The sequence below is a fragment of the Paraburkholderia yinzeri genome (assembly GCF_046581065.1).
Lineage (GTDB): Bacteria > Pseudomonadota > Gammaproteobacteria > Burkholderiales > Burkholderiaceae > Paraburkholderia.
This window is the reverse complement of record NZ_JBFOCJ010000001.1, coordinates 584,899-602,191: the sequence shown is the minus strand read 5'-3', so window position 1 is coordinate 602,191 and position 17,293 is coordinate 584,899. Positions and strand designations below refer to the sequence as shown.

Genomic DNA, 17,293 nt, shown 5'->3' with positions numbered 1-17,293 from the left:
GTCACCCCGTCTGCCGCAGTCTTCCTGACTGCAGGCCCGTTTGCAGCGATTTTAACGAACGAATGCGGTGATCGACATAGTGGGGTCGGCCGCGGCCCGACACGCGCAGCGCCGGCGCACGCGTGGGCAGATGGCCGGTGATCCACACCGTCCGGATGCCGAGCGCCCGGTAGCGCTTCAGATGGCCGTGCGTATCTTCGATCAGGATGGCGTCGGCCAGCGTCGCGCCCGCGCGGCGCAGCGTCTCGCGCAGCATGGCGCGGTCGGGCTTGGCGCGCCAGCGGTGGCGCGTGCGCATGTGCTCGATGGCGATCACGCGTTCGAACAGGCGCTCGATGCCCAGTTCCGCGAGCACCGCGCGCGCGTAGGCCTCGGGGGCGTTGGTCAGCACGAACTTGCGGCCCGGCAGCGCGCGCAGCGTGCGCGCGAGGCCGCGCTCGGCGTAGACCATCGAGCGCAGGTCGTCGAACGTGTGGACGACCTTCAGGAAGTCGTGCGGATCGACCGGATGATGACGCGTGAGGCCGAGGAGCGCGGCGCCGTAGCGCTGCGTGTAGCTCGTGCGCAGGTGGTTCGCGGCGTCGCGGCTCACGCCGAGCGTGTCGATGATGTACTGCGTCATCGCCGCGTTGATAGCCGGGAAGATCGCGCGCGAGGCGCCGTGCAGCGTGTTGTCGAGGTCGAAGAGCCAGACGGGGGCGCCGCGTTTGGCGCGCTGCGGCCGGCGTGGGCGCGGGCGGGAGACGGTCATGGCTGGAGGGGAGCGCGGCGGCCGGGCGTACCGGCCGCCGTGTATGACGTCCGCTCAGTGCGAGCGGATCATCGTGCCGAACGGCTGCTCGGTCAGGATTTCGAGCAGCACCGAATGCTCGATGCGGCCGTCGATGATGTGCACCGAGCGCACGCCGCTCTTGGCGGCGTCGAGCGCCGACGAGATCTTCGGCAGCATGCCGCCCGAGATCGTGCCGTCTTCGAAGAGCGCGTCGATCTCGCGGGCCGAAAGGTCCGTGAGCAGATTGCCTTCCTTGTCCATCACGCCCGGGATATTGGTCATCATCACGAGCTTCTCGGCGTTGAGCACCACCGCGAGCTTGCCCGCCACGAGGTCGGCGTTGATGTTGTACGAGAGACCGTCTTCGCCGAAGCCGATCGGCGAGATCACCGGAATGAACGCGTCGTCCTGGAGCGCCTTCACCACGGCCGGGTTGATCGCCTCGACTTCGCCCACCTGGCCGATGTCGACGTACTGGCCCGGGTTGTCGCGGTCCGGCATCATCAGCTTGCGCGCGTGGATGAGGCCGCCGTCCTTGCCCGTGAGGCCCACGGCATGCCCGCCGAAGTGGTTGATGAGCGTGACGATGTCCTGCTGCACCTCGCCGCCGAGCACCCACTCGACGACTTCCATCGTTTCCTCGTCGGTCACGCGCATGCCCTGGATGAAGGTGCCCTGCTTGCCGATCTTCTTGAGCGCCGTGTCGATCTGCGGGCCGCCGCCGTGCACGATGACCGGGTTGATGCCCACGAGCTTGAGCAGGATCACGTCGCGCGCGAAGCCCTGCTTGAGCCGTTCCTCGGTCATGGCATTGCCGCCGTATTTGATGACCACGGTCTTGCCGTGATACTGGCGGATATAGGGCAGCGCTTCAGCCAGAATTTCGGCTTTCAGGGTGGGGGCGATCTGCGAGAGGTCGATGGGCTCGGACATGGCGGCGGGAATGGACGAAGAGTCGGGGCGAAAACGGTTGAAACAGGCCGAATTGTACAGGACTGGCGCGGCGCAACAGGGATTTCGGCAGGGGTTGCGGGCAAGCGCGCAACACGGCGGGACGCGGGTTCGGCGGCCGCGTCATACGCTTGTCATGAGCGAATCCGCGGCCTGATTTTTTGTCCGGTCCGCGGGGCAACCGGTGGCCCGAACCCCATGGGCGGGCTGTGGCATTATTTCCTTACCGCCAAGGCCGGCATCATGAGGAGCGCGCCGCCATGACCGCTTCCGCCACCCCTGCCGCAGACGTGAAACACGTCCGCTGTCCACGTTGCGGCCGTCTGTTCGATTGCGGCCGGCATACCGAACCGTTCGACTGCTGGTGCCGTATGCTTCCGGCGCTGCCTGCGAGCGAGCTGGATCCGCGCGGGCGCTGCCTGTGTCCCGAATGTCTCGCCACGGCGGCGGCCGCCGCCGCGGTGCCCGAAGTGAGTAGACCGGGTTGATCCGCGCCGTCGAAGCGGCTGGATCGCTGGCGACAGCCTCCGACAGCCTCCCCAGGCAGAGGGTTGATTTCGTCGCCATCAAAGTTGATGTGCGTCAAAGATTTGGCGGGATTATTGGTGAAGATGCGGGAAATCGGGCGCGATCGTTCGTGCTCGGCGGTAAGGTTCGACAGCGTCGGCATTGCGGCCGGCGAGTCTCAGTGCATCAGATTATTTCGGGATAATGAATCGGATTCGTATGAACCGGTAAACTGACTCTATGCATCGCATCACCGTCAGCGCGCGCGTCAATCTTCGCCATCTGTTCTGGCTGCGCAGCCTCGCCATTTTCGGCCAGCTTTGCACGATTGCATTCGTGCAGTTCTTTCTGGGCGTGCATCTGCCGCTGCCGGCCATGCTGTTCGTGGTCGCCATGGAAGTGGCGTTCAACGGCGTCACCTGGATGCGCGTTGCGCAGGATCGTCCCGAGTCGAATCTCGAACTGTTCGGCCAGATCTGGGTGGATCTCGCCGCGCTCTCCGCGCTGCTGTTTCTCTCGGGCGGCACGACCAATCCGTTCGTCTCGCTCTATCTGCCCTCGCTCGCGATCGCCGCGGCCGTGTTGCCCTGGTATCTCACGGGCTGGCTCGCCACCTTCGCGGTGGCGTGCTACGTGCTGCTCGGCTTCGACAACGTGGCGCTCGACATGGACAACCCCGCCAACCTGTTCGTCTACTACCGTGCGGGCATGTGGGTGAACTTCATGGTGAGCGTCGGGTTGATCGTGTGGTTCGTGGCGCGCATGTCGCGCGCGCTGCGTCAGCGCGATGCCGCGCTCGGCGCCGCGCAGCAACGCCTGTTGCGCGACGAGCGCGCCGTTGCGCTGGGCGTGCAGGCGGCGACCGTGGCGCACGAGATCGGCACGCCGCTCTCGACCATCGCGATGCTCACCGAGGAGCTGCGCGACATGGCCCGCAGCGACAAGGCGCTCATCCCCTATACGAGCGACTTCGACCTGCTCGACAAGCAGATCTCGCTGTGCACGTCGGCGCTTGCGCGGCTGCGCAGCCGCGCGTCGTCGCAGGTCAGCCGCCAGGCGCTGGCCGAATGGATCGGTCCGTTCGTCGAGCAGTGGCGGCTGCGTCATCCCCACGTCACGTTCGAACAGATCGGCGAACCGCCCACCGATCTGAGCCTCGACGACAGCGTCGCGGTCGGCCAGATCCTGACTATTCTGCTCGACAATGCCGCGCGCGCCAGTCGAGATCATGTCACGCTGCGAGCTTGTCCGGCGCCGCGCGCGGGCTACGTCGATTTCGAGGTCTGCGACGCCGGGCCGGGCATTCCGGCTTCGCTGCGCAATGCGCTCGGCACGGTGCCCGTGGAGAGCACCCAGGGCGGCCACGGCGTCGGCCTTTATCTGGCGTTTTCGTCCGCCACGCGGCTCGGTGGCACGATCGAACTGACAGACGTCGCGGCGGGCGCGGGGCCGGCCGCATCCGACGGCGGGAGTGCCGGCACAGGAGCAGGCGGGGCAGTGGGCCGCCCAGACAAGCCGCGCGGTACGCGCGCGGTGCTGCGCGTGCCGGTGAAGGTTGGCAAGAGCGCCGCGGGGGATGCCGCGCGCAACGCCGACACGGCAGCCCCGGACATCGGTTCAGCAGGCGCCGGCCGGCCCGGCTCGGCGCCGCCTAACAACACGGAGAAGCAGGCATGAGCGACATGAATTTTCTGGTGATCGACGACGACGAGGTGTTCTCCGACATCCTCACGCGCGGCCTGACGCGACGCGGTTATCAGGTGCAGCAGGCGCACAACGCCGACGAGGCGATCCGCTTCGCGAACCAGCAGAAGTTCGCGCAGATCACGGTGGATCTGCATCTGGGTGGCGACTCGGGCCTTTCTCTCGTTGCGCCGCTGCGCCAGTTGCAACCCGACGCGCGCATGTTGATCCTGACCGGTTACGCGAGCATTGCGACGGCGGTTCAGGCCGTGAAGGACGGCGCCGACAACTACCTCGCGAAGCCCGCGAACGTCGAGATGATTCTCTCGGCACTGCAAAGCGATTCCAGTACGCTGCAGGCGGAGGAGGCTATCGAACACCCGGCGCCGCTCTCCGTCGCGCGGCTCGAATGGGAGCACATCCAGCGTGTGCTGGCCGAGCACAACGGCAATATCTCGGCTACGGCGCGCGCGCTCAACATGCACCGGCGCACGCTGCAGCGCAAGCTGGCGAAGCGTCCGGTGCGCCAGTAAGCGCCGACCGGCGCGAAGCGGCGCCCGCATGAAAGAAGGGCCCCGCGCGATGCGGGGCCTTTTGCATGCAGCGCAGCGGTGCTGCGCATGTCCGGAGCCGAAAAGTACCTAACGCACTTACAGCACGTAGCGCGACAGATCTTCGTCCTGTGCGACTTCGCCCAGAGCGCGGTCCACGTAAGCGGCATCCACCGTCACGCTCTCGCCCGCATGATTGCCGGCCGAGAACGACACGTCCTCCAGCAGCTTTTCAATCACCGTGTAGAGACGGCGCGCGCCGATGTTTTCGGTCTTCTCGTTCACGGCGAATGCGATTTCGGCCAGGCGCCGGATGCCGTCCTCAGCGAACTCAATCTGCACGTCTTCGGTGGCGAGCAACGCCTGGTACTGCTTGACGAGGCTCGCGTCAGTAGCGACGAGAATCGCTTCGAAGTCCTTCACAGAGAGCGAGTCCAGTTCCACGCGGATCGGGAAACGCCCCTGCAGTTCGGGGATCAGGTCGCTCGGCTTGGCCAGATGGAATGCACCGCTCGCGATGAAGAGGATGTGGTCGGTCTTGAGCATCCCATACTTCGTGTTGATGGTCGTGCCTTCCACGAGCGGCAGCAGGTCGCGCTGCACACCCTGGCGCGAGACTTCGCCGCCGCTGCCTTCGTTGTTGCGCGAGGCGATCTTGTCGATCTCGTCGAGGAACACGATGCCGTTCTGCTCGACGTTCTGCACGGCCTTCTGCTTGACCTCTTCGTCGTTGAGCATCTTGCCGGCTTCTTCGTCGGTGAGGAGCTTGAGCGCTTCCTTGACCTTCACCTTGCGGCGCGCCTTCTTGCCGCCGCCCAGGTTGGCGAACATCGAGCGGATCTGCTCGGTCATGTCCTCCATGCCCGGGGGCCCCATGATGTCCATGCCGACCTGCGGCAGCTCGACGTCGAGCTCGATCTCCTTGTCGTCGAGCTGGCCTTCGCGCAGGCGCTTGCGGAAGGTTTGGCGCGTGGCATTCTCGCTATCGCTGTGGCCGGATTCCGAAGACGACGAACCGAAGCCCACCGGGCGCGCGGTCGGCAGCAGGATGTCGAGAATGCGGTCTTCGGCCTGGTCGGTGGCCTTGCTGCGCACCTTGCGCATTTCCGACTCGCGCGTCTGCTTGACCGAAATCTCGATCAGGTCGCGCACGATGCTATCGACGTCGCGGCCCACGTAGCCCACTTCGGTGAACTTGGTCGCCTCGATCTTGATGAAGGGCGCGTCCGCGAGCTTCGCGAGGCGGCGCGCGATCTCGGTCTTGCCGACGCCCGTCGGCCCGATCATGAGGATGTTCTTCGGCGTGATTTCCTGGCGCAGCGGCTCGGCCACCTGCTGGCGGCGCCAGCGGTTGCGCAGCGCGACGGCCACGGCCTTTTTCGCTTTCGCCTGGCCAATGATGTGCTTGTCGAGTTCCGAGACGATCTCGGCGGGGGTCATGGTGCTCATCCTGATTCCTTGGCGTCTGTCCGGGGTTACTCGATGGTTTCGATCACGCGGTTGTGGTTCGTGTAGATGCACATGTCGCCCGCGATTTCGAGCGACTTCTCGACGATCTCGCGCGGCGAGAGCTCGGTATTGTCGACGAGCGCGCGTGCCGCGGCCTGTGCGTACGAACCGCCCGAGCCGATTGCGCAGATGCCGCCTTCGGGGTCGAGCACGTCGCCGTTGCCGGTAATGACGAGGGTGGTTTGCGCATCGGCGGCGATCAGCATCGCTTCGAGGCGGCGCAGCATGCGGTCGGTGCGCCAGTCCTTCGCGAGTTCGACGGCGGCGCGCGTGAGGTTGCCCTGGTGCTTTTCGAGCTTGGCTTCGAAGCGGTCGAGCAGCGAGAACGCGTCGGCCGTGCCGCCGGCGAAACCGACCATGACCTTGCCGCCGTAGATGCGCCGGACCTTCTTCGCGCCACCCTTCATGACGATGTTGCCGAGCGTGACCTGGCCGTCGCCGCCGAGCGCGACCTTGTCGCCGCGTCGCACGGAAACGATCGTCGTGCCGTGAAATTGCTCCATGTGGGTTCCTTTTTACCGTTGATGCCGGGTGTGGGCGGACGGGCGCAGCGGCGGTCGGGGCGCCGCGTCCGGAATACGGAGCGCGCGGCACACGCGGTACGGCGCGTGGCTCTGACGCATTATCGATTCAAGTTTAGGGCGGGTAGGGGCACTTCAAGGGCCGGCATCCCGGAAAAGCGGGCGCAAAAAAACGCTCCGGCCCGTGAAAACAAAAAAGCGCACGGGACTCCGTGCGCTTTCACGTGGAAGGCGGTAGTGCGCGGCGCGCTATCCGCGCCGGCGGGCCGATCAGTCGCCGAACAGCTTCTGGCGCAGTTCGCGGCGCTCCTGCGCCTCGAGCGACAGCGTGGCCGTGGGCCGCGCGAGCAGACGCGGAATGCCGATCGGCTCTCCGGTTTCCTCGCACCAGCCGTACTCGCCCGAGTCGATGCGCGCCAGCGACTGCTGCACCTTCTTCAGCAGCTTGCGCTCGCGGTCGCGCGTGCGCAGTTCGAGCGCATGCTCTTCCTCGATGGTCGCGCGGTCGGCCGGGTCCGGCACGATCACGGTTTCGCGCAGGTTCTCGGTGGTCTGGCCCGCATTGCGGAGGATTTCCGCCTGCAGTTGTTCGAGCCGGTTCTTGAAGAAGGCGAGCTGATCCTCATTCATGTAATCCTTGTCGCTCATCTTCAGGATTTCGGCTTCAGTCAAGAGTCGTTTCGTCGTCATCTGGCTTGCTTCTTCAATGAGTGAGGCAAAACTTGCACATATTGCCTGCACTTTTGTGTTACCCGCAATGGCCTTGTATTACGCGCCGTTCTTTTTATGCTCAAACGCTGGTGGGCACGGACGATGCGCTGTCGTGACGCCCAAAGCGCCGCTGCGGGGCCGAACTCCTCTGGAAACCGGTCTTCAGATGCTCCTGAGGCATGTTTCATACCGGCTGCCCGCTGCGCCGCGGCACGCTACCGCGTTCTGCCGGTGGGGCCAGACCATCCGGACCGGATTTTCCGGTGGGTTGCCCATTTGCTCGTACTCGTCGTACTTTCCGCACTGTCGGCACAGCCTGTACGCTCTTGCCTGCCCGCGCTTTTGTCCGTCCGCGTTTTCGCTTGTCCGGTTTTACGCCGGTTTGGCTTAACGGGCGGCCGCTGCCTGCATTCCAGTGGGGCCGTATTGTAACTGAATCGCAAACTCGCACCGCAAGCGGGAAATCCCTTCCTTTTCCCTACCGGCGCGCTTCAGTCGATATCCGGAAAATATAACGCGCCGTCAGTGAAAAAGCGATGGTCGGGTACGTTATTGCGTGGGGTAGCAGACGGCGGGGGCGGGCGGGGTAGGGCCGGCGGGGCGGGAAGCCGGGCATGGCCGGGCGCGCCTCGGCGCGCGGGCCAGCCGTAGGCCTGGGCGAAGGGTCAGACGAGGCAGGCGTCGAGGCCGTCGGTGATGAGATCCTGCGGCAGTTCGATGCCGATGAACACCATCTTGCTGTTCTTCTTCTCGACCGGCAGCCACTTGGCGGCAAGGTCGCTGCCCATCATCTGGTGGACGCCCTGGAACACCACCTTGCGATCCACGCCCTTCATGTACAGCACGCCCTTGTAGCGCAGCAGGCGCTCGCCATAGATCTGCAGGATGCCGCCGAGGAAGTCTTCGAGCCGGTTCGGATCGAACGGGCGGTCGCTGCGATACACGAACGACTTGATCTTGTCGTCGTGATGCGCGTGGTGATGATGGCCGTGGTCGTGGCCTTCGTGGTTGCATTGGCCGTGATCGTGGTCGCAGTCCGCGTGGTCGTGATCGTGCGTATGGCCGTGATCGTCGTGCGCGTGGGCGTGCGTGTGCGCATGATCGTGCTCGTCTTCCGCGAGGAAGTCCGGGTCGATCTCGAGCTTCGCGTTCAGGTTGAAGCCGCGCAGGTCGAACACTTCCTTGATGTCCGCTTCGCCGAAATTCACCTGACGAACCTGCGCCTTCGGATTCATATGCAGCACGCGATGGCGCAGATCCGCGAGTTCCTTTTCGTCCACGAGGTCGGCCTTCGTGATGAACAGGCGGTCGGCGAAACCGACCTGGCGCTGCACCACTTCGTGCTCGTCGAGCTGGTGGTTGCCGTGCTTCGCATCCACGAGCGTGATGATCGCGTCGAGCAGGAATTCGTCGGCGATCTCGTTATCCATGAAGAACGTCTGCGCGACCGGGCCCGGGTTCGCGAGGCCGGTGGTCTCGATCACGACGCGGTCGAAATCGAGCTTGCCGTCGCGCTTTTGCTGCGCAAGGTCGCCGAGCACGCGCGCGAGGTCGCCGCGGATCGTGCAGCAGATGCAGCCGTTGCTCATCTGGATGATCTGCTCGTTGCTGTCCTGCACGAGGATTTCGTTGTCGATGTTCTCTTCGCCGAACTCGTTTTCGATCACGGCGATCTTCATGCCGTGCTGTTCGTTCAGGATGCGCTTGAGCAGCGTGGTCTTGCCGCTGCCGAGGAAGCCGGTCAGGATGGTGACGGGGATCATGGTTGCCATGCTGGGTGCCTGTTCTGTGGTGCAGTGCGATCGGAAATCGGCGCCGGCCGCAAGGCGCGCCCGAAAGGCGGGCGCGGCGGCCGTCGTCCAGTGTTACAACATAACTAGCTATTGAAACATATCTGAGGGCAGGACGCTGGAAGCGCCCCGGCGGGGTCGTTTTTGCCCGATATGGGGCGGGATCGGCGAGCCCCGGCAGGGGCCATGCCCCTTCGCCCATCGGGCCGCTCAGACGATTTGCAGCAGCAGACCCTTCAGGTACTCGCCTTCCGGGAAGGCGGTCAGCAACGGGTGATCGACGCCGGCACCCAGGCGCTTCAGGATGCGCGCATCGACCTTCGCGTCGGCGGCCGCGCCTGCGACGATCTTCTGGAACAGCTCCGCGTCGATCGCGCCCGAGCACGAGTATGTGAAGAGCAGGCCGCCCGGGCGCAGCAGCTTCAGGCCCGTCAGGTTGATGTCCTTGTACGCGCGCGCGGCGCGGTCCACGTGCTCGCGCGAGGCGGCGAACTTGGGCGGATCGAGCACCACCAGATCGAAACGCTCGCCTTCTTCGTGCAACCGGCGCAGCGTCTTGAAGGCGTCGGCGTCGAGCCAGGCCGCGCGGGCCGCATCGAAACCGTTCTCCTCGACGTTCTTTTGCGCCGTCGCGAGCGCCTCGCCCGACGAGTCGATCGACACCACGCGCGTCGCGCCGCCCTTGAGCGCCGCGAGCGAGAAGCCGCCCGTGTAGCAGAAGCAGTTCAGCACCTCGCGTTCGTGCGCGAAGGTTTGCACGAGCGCGCGGTTATCGCGCTGATCGACGTAGAAGCCGGTCTTGTGACCGTTGCGCACGTCGACGTGATAGCGCACGCCGTTTTCGCTCGTGACGATGGTTTCGGGCGGCTCGTCGCCCGCGAGCCGGCCCGTGATCTGTTCGAGCCCTTCCTTCTCGCGGATCGACACGTCCGAGCGTTCGTAGACGTTCGGGCAGCCGGTGGCCGCCGCGAGCGCGCCGACGATCGCCTCCTTCCATGCCTCCACGCCTGCCGCCATGAACTGGCAGACGAGCTGGCCACGGCCCGGGGTGCCGTTCGCGCCATCCGCGCGATCCTCGACATAGTGATCGACGATCAGCCCCGGCAGGCCGTCGGCCTCGCCGAAGATCAGGCGCACGGCGCCGGTATTGCTCACCATGGCCTCGCGGTGCGCGACGGCGCGCTGCACGCGGCGCTTGAAGAACGCGTGGTCGATGGGTTCGTTTTCGTCGAAGCTCCAGACGCGCGCGCGGATCTGCGAGTGCGGGCTGTATGCGGCGCGCGCGAGGAAGCGGCCGTCGTGCGAGCGCACGATGACGGTCGCCCCGAGGGCGGGCTTGCCCTCCACGCGGTCGATCGCGTTCGCATAGACCCACGGATGGCGGCGCAGCAGGGATTTTTCTTTCGACGGTTTGAGCGTGACGATATTCATGGTGAGTTCGGTACGGAAAAGCGCGGCGCACGGCGACCGTTGAGGGCCGCCGTTCAAGCTCGCCAATTTGCGTCAGTCGCGTTTCTTCGCGCGGGGATGCGCGGTGTCGTAGACCTTCGCGAGATGCTGGAAATCGAGCGACGTATAGACCTGGGTGGCCGCGATGCTCGCATGGCCGAGCAGCTCCTGCACCGCGCGCAGGTCGCCGCTCGACTGCAGCAGGTGGGTGGCGAACGAGTGCCGCAGCACGTGCGGGTGGACGTTCGCCGGAATGCCCGCCGCGATTGCCGCGCGTTTCACGCGTTCGCGCACCACGCCGGGCGCCATGCGGTTGCCGCGCACGGAGAGAAAGAGCGGGGCGTCGTCGTGCTTCACGAGCGCGTCGCGTACGGCGAGCCATGCGTCGAGCGCGTCGAGCGCCTTGCGGCCGACCGGCACCATGCGGTGCCGGTTGCCCTTGCCATGGACTTCGACTTCGGCGGCGTCGCGCTTGAGCCAGCCCGCCGATTCGTAGTCGTCGCGCCGCACGTAGCGCACGTCGAGCCCCACGAGCTCGGCGAGCCGCAGCCCCGACGAGTAGAACAGTTCGAGCATCGCGCGGTCGCGCAGCGACTCGGCGCTGTCGCTGCCGGCATCGGTCTTGCCGGCGGGCGCGGGCGTCTCCATCAGGCGCTGCGCATCGTCCACCGAAAGCGCCTTCGGCAGCGTCTTCGCGCGTTTGGGCGCGCGCACGGCGGCCACCGGGTTCGCTTCGAGTTCGATGCGGCCCGCGAGCCAGCGGTAGAACGCGCGCCATGCCGAAAGCCGATGCGCGATCGAACGCGCCGAAAGCCCGCCGGCGTGCGCGCGCGCCGCGGCGCCGCGCACGTCGGCCGCGCTCACCTGTTCGAGCGGCCGGCCGTTCGCGACCTTCTTGAGCTCGTCGAGCTCGTGCGTATAGCCGCGCAGCGTGTGAGCCGACAGCCGCCGCTCGTGCTCGAGGCTCGCGAGGTAGTCGGCGATCGGATCGGTCGGGTTCACGGTGGCGGCGTCTTTCGCTTCGGTTGTGCTTCGGTTGCGTTCAGGCTCAGTGCGGCAGCAGGCGCGTGAGCGCCGCGCTCGCGAGACCGCCGATCTGCGTGAGAAAGTCCGTCGCCATGCCGTCGTGAAAGCGGCGCGCATCGGGCGAGCCCATCACCAGCAGGCCGAACGCGCTGCCTTCGGGCTCGCTGCCGCCGTCCGCCGCGGGTGCGCGCAGCGCGATCAGCGCGACCGATTCCGACGCGCCATCGGTCGCGTCGAGCCATTGCGCCGCTTCGAAACCCGAGTTCGCGCCGCAGTAGGGCACGGCAAGGCTGTTGGCGAAGAGCCGCACTTCCTCGCCGGTGTGGCGTGCGAAATCGGCTTGCGTATAGGCCTCGGCCACGTCCCAGAGACGCAGCGTCGCCTGCGGCACGTCGAACACGTCGAGCAGGTTCTGGGTGATCGTGCGCGGCAGCGCGTACGGATCGCGCTCGGCGATCACGCGCTGGGTCCAGCGGGCGAACTTCGTTGCAATGCTGTCGTTCTCGTGGCCGTAGCGCAGCAGCTCCGAAAGGCGGCGCTCCAGATGCTTGTTCTTCTCGCGCAGCATTTCCATCTGCCGCTCCTGCAGCGACACGGCGGCCTTGCCGTGCGGGTTGCCGAGCTTGATGGCGGCAAGCAGTTCGGCATGCTCAACGAAGAACTCGGGATTGGCAATCAGGTAGTCGGCGACTTCGCGATCGTTCATGTTGGTGGCGCGTTGTGGACGGACGGCGCGCAAGGCGCCGGCATGACAGCGGTAAAGCGGGTGAACCGGACGCCGGCCCCGGTCGGCAATTCAGTCGGCAAGCTCGATTTCACCTTCGAATACGGTTGCGGCCGGCCCGGCCATCGTGAGCGCGGCGGATTCGTCGCGTGCGCCGTCCCAGGCGATGGTCAGCGCGCCGCCGTGCGTATGCACGAGCACCGGCGAGTCGAGCAGTCCGCGGCGGATGCCGGCGGCCACGGCCGCGCAGGCGCCCGTGCCGCAGGCGAGCGTTTCGCCCGCGCCGCGCTCGTAGACGCGCAGCCGCACCTCATGGCGCGAGACGATCTGCATGAAGCCGGCATTGACCTTGTGGGGAAAGCGCGGGTGCGCCTCGACCACAGGGCCGTCGACGAGCACCGGGAAGGCTTCCACATCGTCCACCACCTGCACGGCATGCGGGTTGCCCATCGAGACGACCGAAATCCAGCGGGTTTGCCCGTTCACTTCGAGCGGCCAGAGCGTGTCGTTGCCCTCGCGGCGACCTTCCAGGCCGCTTGCGTCGAACGGCACGCGCGCCGGCTCGAACACCGGGCTGCCCATGTCCACGACGACCTCGCCGTTGTCCTGCATCGCGAGCGAGATCGTGCCGTTCTGGACCTGGACGCGCACGCGTTTCGCTTCGGTGAGCTTGCGATCGCGGACGAACTTCACGAAGCAGCGCGCGCCATTGCCGCAGTGCTCGACCTCGCCGCCGTCGCAATTGAAGATGCGATAGCGAAAATCGACGCCCTCGATGGTGGGCTTTTCGACAAGCAGCAACTGGTCGGCGCCGACGCCGAAATGGCGGTCGGCGAGCGCGCGCACCCGCTCGGGCGTGAGCGCGAGCGGCTGGCTGTAACCGTCGAGCACGACGAAGTCGTTGCCGGCGCCGTGCATTTTGGTGAACTTGAGCTTCATGCCGCTATTGTAAGTGAGGTACGCGCATACGCCACGCGTTGGCCGTGGCGAAGACTTCCCGGTGCGCAGCCTTAACCATACACGCTCGGCTCACCCGGCGGCCGCGTCTTGAATCGCTTGTGCACCCAGTAGTACTGCTCGGGAATGCGCGGAATCTGCTCTTCGAGGAACGCGTTCATCCGGCGCGCATCCTCCTCGTCGTTGCCGGTGGGATAGTTGTCCCACGGCTTGAACACCTTGAGCCGGTAGCCCTTGTAGTTCGGCAGCACCTCGCCGATGAACGGCACCACCTGCGCACGTCCCACCTTCGCGAGCCGCCCCACGGCGGTCAGCGTGCAGGTCGGCACGCCGAAGAACGGCACGAACGTCGAATTGCGCGCGCCGTAGTCCATGTCCGCGCCGAGCATCACGGGCTTGCGGTCGCGCAGCCAGCGCAGCACGACGCGCGCGCTGTCCGCGCGGCTCACCATCTCCGCACCGAAGCGGCTGCGCCCGGCCTTGGCGGCTGCCTCGAACTCGGAGTTGGAGAACGGCTGATAGAGCGAGCCGCAGGGCCGGTGCAGCGAGTAATTCAGGAACATCGAACCCGCCTCGATGCCGACGAAGTGCAGGCCGAGGAACAGCGTGGGCGGGAGGTCGGGATCGGTGAGGTCGATCTCGCTGTCGAGCTCGACGAGCTTTTCGAGCTTCTTCGCGGAGCCGAACCACTGCACGCTGCGCTCCATGTAGCTGCGGATCGCATGGCGAAAGTGCTGGCCTGCCACCTCTTCGCGCTTCTCGTCGCTCCACTCGGGAAAGCAGAGCTTGAGATTGGTGTGGACCACGCGCTTGCGGCGGCTGGGAATCTGGTAAAGCAGCCAGCCGAGCCCGTCGCCGAGACGCGCGACGAAACCATAGGGCAGGATCGCGAACAGCTTGAGCAGGCCGATGGCGAAATGGGAGCCGAGCTTGCCTATCATGCGGCAGCTCCCACGTCGGGCGCCGATGCGTGGACAGCGGCAGCGAGGCCAGCAGGAACGGAAACGGGGGCGAATGCGGTGGACTGCACGCGGCGGCACTCTGCGACAAATTAAGGAAGTCGCTATAATAAGGGCTTCGCCGAGTTAATAGACAACTTGCGGGGCGAAGCCGGCTGGCAGCAGATCGTGCCGATCCATTCAGGATAAACACACGATCAGGTGCAAGCCGGGCAGGAAATCCGCTAAAGCGTCGCCGCTTCAGACCTCCCGAAGTTGGCTACGTGAAACTCAACCGTCACCAGCTACAGGAGTCACAAGCGTGGCAAACGATTATTTCTTCACCTCCGAATCCGTCTCCGAGGGCCATCCGGACAAGGTCGCCGACCAGATCTCGGACGCGATCCTCGACGCCATCCTCACCCAGGACAAGTATTCGCGTGTTGCTGCCGAAACGCTGTGCAACACGGGTCTCGTCGTGCTCGCCGGTGAAATCACCACGACCGCGAACGTCGACTACATCCAGGTGGCGCGCGACACGATCAAGCGCATCGGCTACGACAACACCGACTACGGCATCGACTACCGCGGCTGCGCGGTGCTCGTCGCTTACGACAAGCAGTCGCCGGACATCGCCCAGGGCGTGGACCGCGCGCACGACAACAACCTCGACCAGGGCGCCGGCGACCAGGGTCTGATGTTCGGCTATGCGTGCGATGAAACGCCCGAACTGATGCCGCTGCCGATCCACCTGTCGCACCGCCTCGTCGAGCGCCAGTCGAACCTGCGCCGCGACGGCCGCCTGCCCTGGCTGCGCCCGGACGCGAAGTCGCAGGTCACGATCCGCTATGTCGACGGCAAGCCGTTCGCGATCGACACGGTCGTGCTCTCGACGCAGCATTCGCCGGACATCGACCTGCCCACGCTGCGCGAAGCCGTGATCGAAGAGGTCATCAAGCCCGTGCTGCCGGCCGACCTGATCAAGGGCGACATCAAGTTCCTCGTGAACCCGACCGGCCGTTTCGTGATCGGTGGCCCGCAAGGCGATTGCGGCCTCACGGGCCGCAAGATCATCGTCGACACGTACGGCGGCGCAGCCCCGCACGGCGGCGGCGCGTTCTCGGGCAAGGATCCGTCGAAGGTGGACCGTTCGGCCGCCTATGCGGGCCGTTACGTCGCGAAGAACATCGTGGCCGCGGGCCTCGCGTCGCGCTGCCTGATCCAGGTGTCGTACGCGATCGGCGTGGCGCAGCCGACCTCGGTGATGGTCAACACGTTCGGCACCGGCAAGGTTTCGGACGCCACCATCACGAAGCTCGTGCGCGAGCACTTCGACCTGCGTCCGAAGGGCATCATCCAGATGCTCGACCTGCTGCGCCCGGTCTACGAGAAGACCGCGGCTTACGGCCACTTCGGCCGCGAAGAGCCGGAATTCTCGTGGGAAGCGACCGACAAGGCGCTTGTGCTGGCCGAAGCGGCCGGCACCGAGCCGGTGGGCGCGCTGGCTTAAGACGCGTCGAGCGTTGTAAGGGGACGGTTTGCCGCCCCCGAAGAAAACCCCGCAGGGCGGCGAGCCCGTGCGGGGTTTTTTGTGGCCGGTTGCCGACGTTAGCGCATGGCGAACGCGAACCATCCCGTGCTGCTGGCCGACGTGCGGCGCGGCCGGCGCGCGCCGCTCGGAGCGCGGTTGGCGCTTGCCGAGGTGCCGACGGCGCTGAATGCCTGCAGCGGCGTATTCGGCCGATACAGCAGCGTGCGCAGCGAGAAATGCCGCTTGCCCGAACGCATGCGCAACACCGAAAAGAAAGAATGGAACCAGGTGCGCATGCCGTCGACGGGCTTCGCTTCGCGCACTTGCGAGGCGAGCGCGCGCGTGCGCGCGGCATGGTGCCGCAGCGCGCGCATCACATGGCGGCGCGTAGGACGTGCCGCCTTCAGTGCGGCATGGGTGAGACGACGGCTATCGAAAAGGGTATGCATGGTCTTAACGGAATCGGAGGCGCGTAGCGCCGTGCGTGGCGCTTTGTTTGCAGCAGCAAACGTGCCTGTCGCGACGGTATCGGGAAACGGCGCAGGAAACGGTGGACGCCCCGCGGCACGTGCACGGTAGGGCGAGGGAGGCAGCGGACAGGGCTTGCGTTCTCTGGCGGGCCTCGCAGCGGTTGCGGGCCGCCCGTCCTTGCGAATTCGGATCAACAAAATCAAACGACATCCGCGCAGGCTACACGCGTTTCGTGACCTGCTGAAGTCGGTGAAACCCCCGCCTTCGCGCGCGTTTGGCGCCTGCGATCCCGCCCTTTGACGTCATGACGGTGCGCGTGCCCCAACGCCGTGCGCTTTCCCGAACGCTCAGTCGCTTTACAATCGGATAATCGGCGCGCGTGGTTCGCGCGGCCCGACGCCAAAGACACAAAGACATCGAATAACGGAAGTCCCATGTCAGTCCAGTCAAAGAAGGAACAGGTACAGGCGCTGCGCGAGCACGGCTTCGTGGTGGTGCCGGGGCTCGTCTCGCCCGAGCGGTGCGAGGAACTGAAGCGCATCGGCGAGACGCAATTGCGGGAGGCTGCCGCCCCCCTCGAATTCGAAGCCGATCTGCGCTATCCCGGCGCACCCGCCTCGAAGGAAGCGCCGGGCGGCCATACGGTGCGGCGCCTGCTCGACGCGTACTCGCGCCACCCGCGTTTTCGCGAATGGGCGACGTCGCCCGAGATCGCCGGCTGGATGGAGGTCTATTTCGGGGAAACGCCGGTGCTGTCGCGCGCGCATCACAACTGCATGATGTCCAAGCATCCCGCCTACGGGAGCCTTACCGGCTGGCATCGTGACGTGCGCTACTGGTCGTTCGAGCGCGACGATCTCGTTTCCGTCTGGCTGGCACTAGGGCCGGAGACGGTGGAAAACGGCGGCCTCTGGTTCGTGCCCGGCTCGCACCAGGAGGCGTTTACCTCGGAGCGCTTCGACGCCTCCAAATTCTTCCGCGCGGACCTGCCCGAGAATCGGGCATGGATCGACCGCGCGGTGTCGCCGACGCTGCAGACCGGCGACGTGGTCTTCTTCCACTGCAATACGCTGCACTCGGCGGGGCAGAACCAGACCGATCAGGTGAAGTTCTCGCTCGTGTTCACCTACCACGGCGCGAGCAACGTGCCGCTGCCCGGCACGCGTTCGGCGTCGTTGCCCGAAGTCCCGTTCTGAGCGGAG

17 protein-coding genes are annotated in these 17,293 nt (G+C 65.9%); 5 read left to right on the top strand and 12 right to left on the bottom strand.

Translation table 11 applies throughout. The annotated features are described in order from the left end of the window. Nucleotide 1 precedes the first annotated feature (1 nt). A complete protein-coding gene (locus WJ542_RS02890) occupies nucleotides 2-751 on the bottom strand; it encodes a pyrimidine 5'-nucleotidase (RefSeq protein WP_411187682.1) in 750 nt (249 codons plus the stop codon). 54 nt (nucleotides 752-805) lie between these two features. After that, complete coding sequence (gene argB / locus WJ542_RS02885) at nucleotides 806-1,705, bottom strand: acetylglutamate kinase (RefSeq protein WP_091993999.1); 900 nt, start codon at nucleotides 1,703-1,705, stop codon at nucleotides 806-808. Nucleotides 1,706-1,983: 278 nt separating this feature from the next. On the opposite strand from argB, the gene WJ542_RS02880 reads away from it, so the two are divergent. The 3 genes from WJ542_RS02880 (at nucleotide 1,984) to WJ542_RS02870 (ending at nucleotide 4,446) form a co-directional block, all read left to right on the top strand. Continuing rightward, nucleotides 1,984-2,211 carry a cysteine-rich CWC family protein gene (locus WJ542_RS02880; protein ID WP_411187680.1) on the top strand — a complete coding sequence of 76 codons (228 nt, stop codon included), beginning with the start codon at nucleotides 1,984-1,986 and terminating at the stop codon, nucleotides 2,209-2,211. Between the two features lie 259 nt (nucleotides 2,212-2,470). Further along, the gene (locus WJ542_RS02875) at nucleotides 2,471-3,907 is read left to right on the top strand and encodes an ATP-binding protein (RefSeq protein ID WP_411187678.1); all 1,437 of its coding nucleotides are present in this window, start codon (nucleotides 2,471-2,473) and stop codon (nucleotides 3,905-3,907) included. Beyond that, nucleotides 3,904-4,446: a response regulator transcription factor gene (locus tag WJ542_RS02870; RefSeq protein WP_027793238.1), complete on the top strand. Its 543-nt coding sequence runs from the start codon at nucleotides 3,904-3,906 to the stop codon at nucleotides 4,444-4,446. Before WJ542_RS02875 ends, WJ542_RS02870 begins: the two co-directional genes overlap by 4 nt. A gap of 117 nt (nucleotides 4,447-4,563) precedes the next feature. On the opposite strand, the gene hslU is transcribed toward WJ542_RS02870, so the two are convergent. The 9 genes from hslU to WJ542_RS02825 form a co-directional block, all read right to left on the bottom strand. Then, entirely contained in the window at nucleotides 4,564-5,913 is a 1,350-nt protein-coding gene (gene hslU / locus WJ542_RS02865) for an ATP-dependent protease ATPase subunit HslU (protein ID WP_411187676.1), read from the bottom strand. A gap of 26 nt (nucleotides 5,914-5,939) precedes the next feature. Beyond that, nucleotides 5,940-6,476, bottom strand: coding sequence for an ATP-dependent protease subunit HslV (gene hslV / locus WJ542_RS02860; protein ID WP_027793240.1), 537 nt, complete (start codon nucleotides 6,474-6,476; stop codon nucleotides 5,940-5,942). 288 nt (nucleotides 6,477-6,764) lie between these two features. Beyond that, the gene (dksA, locus tag WJ542_RS02855) at nucleotides 6,765-7,184 is read right to left on the bottom strand and encodes an RNA polymerase-binding protein DksA (RefSeq protein ID WP_027793241.1); all 420 of its coding nucleotides are present in this window, start codon (nucleotides 7,182-7,184) and stop codon (nucleotides 6,765-6,767) included. A 686-nt stretch (nucleotides 7,185-7,870) separates the two neighbouring features. Continuing rightward, nucleotides 7,871-8,968 carry a CobW family GTP-binding protein gene (locus tag WJ542_RS02850; protein ID WP_411190463.1) on the bottom strand — a complete coding sequence of 366 codons (1,098 nt, stop codon included), beginning with the start codon at nucleotides 8,966-8,968 and terminating at the stop codon, nucleotides 7,871-7,873. A gap of 237 nt (nucleotides 8,969-9,205) precedes the next feature. Continuing rightward, complete coding sequence (locus tag WJ542_RS02845) at nucleotides 9,206-10,426, bottom strand: class I SAM-dependent rRNA methyltransferase (RefSeq protein WP_411187673.1); 1,221 nt, start codon at nucleotides 10,424-10,426, stop codon at nucleotides 9,206-9,208. 72 nt (nucleotides 10,427-10,498) lie between these two features. After that, nucleotides 10,499-11,446 carry a tyrosine recombinase XerC gene (gene xerC, locus WJ542_RS02840; RefSeq protein ID WP_411187671.1) on the bottom strand — a complete coding sequence of 316 codons (948 nt, stop codon included), beginning with the start codon at nucleotides 11,444-11,446 and terminating at the stop codon, nucleotides 10,499-10,501. 46 nt (nucleotides 11,447-11,492) lie between these two features. Next, nucleotides 11,493-12,176 carry a DUF484 family protein gene (locus tag WJ542_RS02835; protein WP_411187669.1) on the bottom strand — a complete coding sequence of 228 codons (684 nt, stop codon included), beginning with the start codon at nucleotides 12,174-12,176 and terminating at the stop codon, nucleotides 11,493-11,495. Between the two features lie 90 nt (nucleotides 12,177-12,266). Beyond that, entirely contained in the window at nucleotides 12,267-13,133 is an 867-nt protein-coding gene (dapF, locus tag WJ542_RS02830) for a diaminopimelate epimerase (protein ID WP_411187667.1), read from the bottom strand. Between the two features lie 71 nt (nucleotides 13,134-13,204). After that, nucleotides 13,205-14,092 (bottom strand): lipid A biosynthesis lauroyl acyltransferase, encoded by an 888-nt coding sequence (locus WJ542_RS02825; protein WP_411187665.1) that lies wholly within the window; start codon nucleotides 14,090-14,092, stop codon nucleotides 13,205-13,207. Nucleotides 14,093-14,411: 319 nt separating this feature from the next. Between WJ542_RS02825 and metK the strand changes: the two genes are divergently transcribed. Beyond that, nucleotides 14,412-15,599: a methionine adenosyltransferase gene (gene metK, locus WJ542_RS02820; protein ID WP_027793248.1), complete on the top strand. Its 1,188-nt coding sequence runs from the start codon at nucleotides 14,412-14,414 to the stop codon at nucleotides 15,597-15,599. A 98-nt stretch (nucleotides 15,600-15,697) separates the two neighbouring features. On the opposite strand, the gene WJ542_RS02815 is transcribed toward metK, so the two are convergent. Further along, the gene (locus WJ542_RS02815) at nucleotides 15,698-16,069 is read right to left on the bottom strand and encodes a hypothetical protein (RefSeq protein ID WP_411187663.1); all 372 of its coding nucleotides are present in this window, start codon (nucleotides 16,067-16,069) and stop codon (nucleotides 15,698-15,700) included. 456 nt (nucleotides 16,070-16,525) lie between these two features. Here WJ542_RS02815 and WJ542_RS02810 point away from each other — a divergent pair, with 456 nt between their 5' ends. Beyond that, nucleotides 16,526-17,287 (top strand): phytanoyl-CoA dioxygenase family protein, encoded by a 762-nt coding sequence (locus tag WJ542_RS02810; protein WP_411187661.1) that lies wholly within the window; start codon nucleotides 16,526-16,528, stop codon nucleotides 17,285-17,287. Nucleotides 17,288-17,293 lie beyond the last annotated feature (6 nt).